This window comes from Streptomyces sp. NPDC016677 (assembly GCF_055562815.1).
In genome coordinates this window covers 1-2,941 of record NZ_JBVHEO010000035.1, presented here as the reverse complement: position 1 = coordinate 2,941, position 2,941 = coordinate 1, and the positions used below count along the sequence as shown (strand labels likewise).

Below are 2,941 nucleotides of genomic sequence, written 5' to 3'. Positions count from 1 at the left end.
AACAAGTTAAGTTAGAAAGGGCGCACGGTGGATGCCTTGGCACTAGGAGCCGATGAAGGACGGGACTAACACCGATATGCTTCGGGGAGCTGTAAGTAAGCTTTGATCCGGAGATTTCCGAATGGGGAAACCCACTATCCGTAATGGGATAGTATCGTTACTTGAATACATAGAGTAACTGAAGGCAGACCCGGGGAACTGAAACATCTAAGTACCCGGAGGAAGAGAAAGCAAACGCGATTCCCTTAGTAGCGGCGAGCGAAACGGGATTAGCCCAAACCAAGAGGCTTGCCTCTTGGGGTTGTAGGACACTCTACATGGAGTTACAAAGGAACGGGGTAGATGAATAGGTCTGGAAAGGCCAGTCACAGAAGGTAAAAACCCTGTAGTCGAAACTTCGTTCCCTCCTGAGTGGATCCTGAGTACGGCGGGACACGAGAAATCCCGTCGGAAGCAGGGAGGACCATCTCCCAAGGCTAAATACTCCCTAGTGACCGATAGTGAACCAGTACCGTGAGGGAAAGGTGAAAAGCACCCCGGAAGGGGAGTGAAATAGATCCTGAAACCGTGTGCCTACAAGTAGTTAGAGCCCATTAATGGGTGATAGCGTGCCTTTTGTAGAATGAACCGGCGAGTTACGATTACATGCAAGGTTAAGTTGAAGAGACGGAGCCGCAGCGAAAGCGAGTCTGAATAGGGCGATAGAGTATGTGGTCGTAGACCCGAAACCAGGTGATCTACCCATGTCCAGGGTGAAGTCCAGGTAACACTGGATGGAGGCCCGAACCCACGCACGTTGAAAAGTGCGGGGATGAGGTGTGGGTAGCGGAGAAATTCCAATCGAACTTGGAGATAGCTGGTTCTCTCCGAAATAGCTTTAGGGCTAGCCTCAAGGTAAGAGTATTGGAGGTAGAGCACTGTTTGGACTAGGGGCCCCCATCGGGTTACCGAATTCAGACAAACTCCGAATGCCAAATACTTATCCTTGGGAGTCAGACTGCGAGTGATAAGATCCGTAGTCAAGAGGGAAACAGCCCAGACCACCAGCTAAGGTCCCAAAGTATACGTTAAGTGGAAAAGGATGTGGAGTTGCTTAGACAACCAGGATGTTGGCTTAGAAGCAGCCACCATTTAAAGAGTGCGTAATAGCTCACTGGTCGAGTGACTCTGCGCCGAAAATGTACCGGGGCTAAACGTATCACCGAAGCTGTGGATTGACATCTATGATGTCAGTGGTAGGAGAGCGTTCTAAGGGCGTTGAAGCTAGACCGTAAGGACTGGTGGAGCGCTTAGAAGTGAGAATGCCGGTATGAGTAGCGAAAGATGAGTGAGAATCTCATCCACCGAATGCCTAAGGTTTCCTGAGGAAGGCTCGTCCACTCAGGGTTAGTCGGGACCTAAGCCGAGGCTGAAGAGCGTAGGCGATGGACAACAGGTTGATATTCCTGTACCACCTTATGAATCGTTTGAGCGATGGGGGGACGCAGGAGGATAGGGTAAGCGTGCTGTTGGATTAGCACGTCCAAGCAGTTAGGCTGGTAATGAGGCAAATCCCATTACCGTGAAGGCGGAGCTGTGACGGCGAGGGAAATATAGTACCGAAGTTCCTGATTCCACACTGCCAAGAAAAGCCTCTAGCGAGATTCAAGGTGCCCGTACCGCAAACCGACACAGGTAGGCGAGGAGAGAATCCTAAGGTGAGCGAGAGAACTCTCGTTAAGGAACTCGGCAAAATGACCCCGTAACTTCGGGAGAAGGGGTGCTCTTTTGGGTGCAAGCCCGAGAGAGCCGCAGTGAATAGGCCCAGGCGACTGTTTAGCAAAAACACAGGTCTCTGCGAAGCCGTAAGGCGAAGTATAGGGGCTGACACCTGCCCGGTGCTGGAAGGTTAAGAGGAGGGGTTAGCGTTCGCGCGAAGCTCTGAATTGAAGCCCCAGTAAACGGCGGCCGTAACTATAACGGTCCTAAGGTAGCGAAATTCCTTGTCGGGTAAGTTCCGACCCGCACGAAAGGTGTAACGATCTGGGCACTGTCTCAACGAGAGACTCGGTGAAATTATAGTACCTGTGAAGATGCAGGTTACCCGCGACAGGACGGAAAGACCCCGTGGAGCTTTACTGTAGCCTGATATTGAATTTTGGTACAGCTTGTACAGGATAGGTAGGAGCCTTGGAAGCCGGAGCGCCAGCTTCGGTGGAGGCATTGGTGGGATACTACCCTGGCTGTATTGACATTCTAACCCGCACCCCTTATCGGGGTGGGAGACAGTGTCAGGTGGGCAGTTTGACTGGGGCGGTCGCCTCCTAAAAAGTAACGGAGGCGCCCAAAGGTTCCCTCAGAATGGTTGGAAATCATTCGTAGAGTGTAAAGGCACAAGGGAGCTTGACTGCGAGACCTACAAGTCGAGCAGGGACGAAAGTCGGGCTTAGTGATCCGGTGGTTCCGCATGGAAGGGCCATCGCTCAACGGATAAAAGCTACCCCGGGGATAACAGGCTTATCTCCCCCAAGAGTCCACATCGACGGGGAGGTTTGGCACCTCGATGTCGGCTCATCGCATCCTGGGGCTGTAGTCGGTCCCAAGGGTTGGGCTGTTCGCCCATTAAAGCGGTACGCGAGCTGGGTTCAGAACGTCGTGAGACAGTTCGGTCCCTATCCGTCGTGGGCGTAGGAAATTTGAGAGGAGCTGTCCTTAGTACGAGAGGACCGGGATGGACGCACCGCTGGTGTACCAGTTGTCTTGCCAAAGGCATAGCTGGGTAGCTATGTGCGGAAGGGATAAGTGCTGAAAGCATCTAAGCATGAAGCCCCCCTCGAGATGAGATTTCCCATAGCGTAAGCTAGTAAGATCCCTGAAAGATGATCAGGTTGATAGGTTTGAGGTGGAAGCGTGGTGACACGTGGAGCTGACAAATACTAATAGATCGAGGACTTAACTAAAA

Annotated in this window: 1 rRNA gene; it reads left to right on the top strand. The window is 52.1% G+C overall.

Annotated elements, in window-relative coordinates:
* The first annotated feature begins 4 nt into the window (after positions 1 to 4).
* Positions 5 to 2,939 (top strand): 23S ribosomal RNA (locus tag ACZ3IG_RS36075).
* The last annotated feature ends 2 nt before the right edge of the window (positions 2,940 to 2,941 follow it).